This is a genomic window from Sphingobacterium lumbrici (assembly GCF_006476045.1).
Taxonomy (GTDB): domain Bacteria; phylum Bacteroidota; class Bacteroidia; order Sphingobacteriales; family Sphingobacteriaceae; genus Sphingobacterium; species Sphingobacterium lumbrici.
The window spans coordinates 1-795 of the sequence record NZ_SRZY01000024.1; the positions used below are offsets into that span (position 1 = coordinate 1).

General features: G+C 40.6%; 2 protein-coding genes. Both read right to left on the reverse strand.

Annotation, left to right across the window (positions count from 1 at the left end; genetic code table 11):
• The coding region (locus E4F24_RS07720) for a transposase (protein ID WP_140938125.1) at positions 1-407 on the reverse strand (407 nt) is incomplete at its 3' end.
• The gene (locus E4F24_RS07725; protein WP_235891176.1) at positions 400-753 is read right to left on the reverse strand and encodes an ISAon1 family transposase N-terminal region protein; all 354 of its coding nucleotides are present in this window, start codon (positions 751-753) and stop codon (positions 400-402) included. The genes E4F24_RS07720 and E4F24_RS07725, both read right to left, overlap by 8 nt.
• Positions 754-795 lie beyond the last annotated feature (42 nt).

Genomic DNA, 795 nt, shown 5'->3' on the forward strand with positions numbered 1-795 from the left:
ACCCGTCTGGCATTCCTGAAACACCTACGGATAGCCTTTGCCATATTGGGAGCCATATCCATCGTTACTTCCCTAACCTTGTTCCTTAGCCTAAGTGGAATACGCTCTAATACAGCGATAATATCTTCTGCCTTTGTTCCTTTAATGGTAGCTACAATAGTCCCCTTTTTGCCCTTGGAGGCTTTGCTGCTTACGATAGTATAAAGTTCACCATTACTGAAACTGGTCTCATCGATACTGAGCTGTTCGGATATATTGTTAGGGAATACAGTCCAGTACTCAGCATGAGGTTTCTGGTTCCAATCATGAAAGTCGCTTAAGTGATTCTTATACTGATCTTGAAGCTGTTTGCCATCCAACTGAAACAGAAGCCCCAAAAGATGGGCACTGATCGGATAGTTATCCAAATATCCCCTTTAAAAAAAGCCCGAATTCCGTAGTCATTCGAGCACCTTCACGAACAAGGTTCCAGTCTCTGGTAATGATTTTCTGTGTAGCTAACACCGTCCAACGCCTACGTTTAATATGAAGAGTAACTTTCTGACCTCGAATGGGAAAGTCTTTAATTTCTGAAACAGGCATGAAACCCTTGGATTCCAGTTTACTGTCTTCATAACCCGAAGGAACAATATTTTTTTCATCCAGATGGATATGGAGTTCTTTCTCTACCTGGATAACTTCCATGATATCGAAATAATCTAACAGCCCTTCGGGCATCAATAAGGTCAAAAGTCTACGTTCTGCGTCTTGCAAGGTAATATATTTTAAGACTGCTAAACTAAGAATTTATTTATT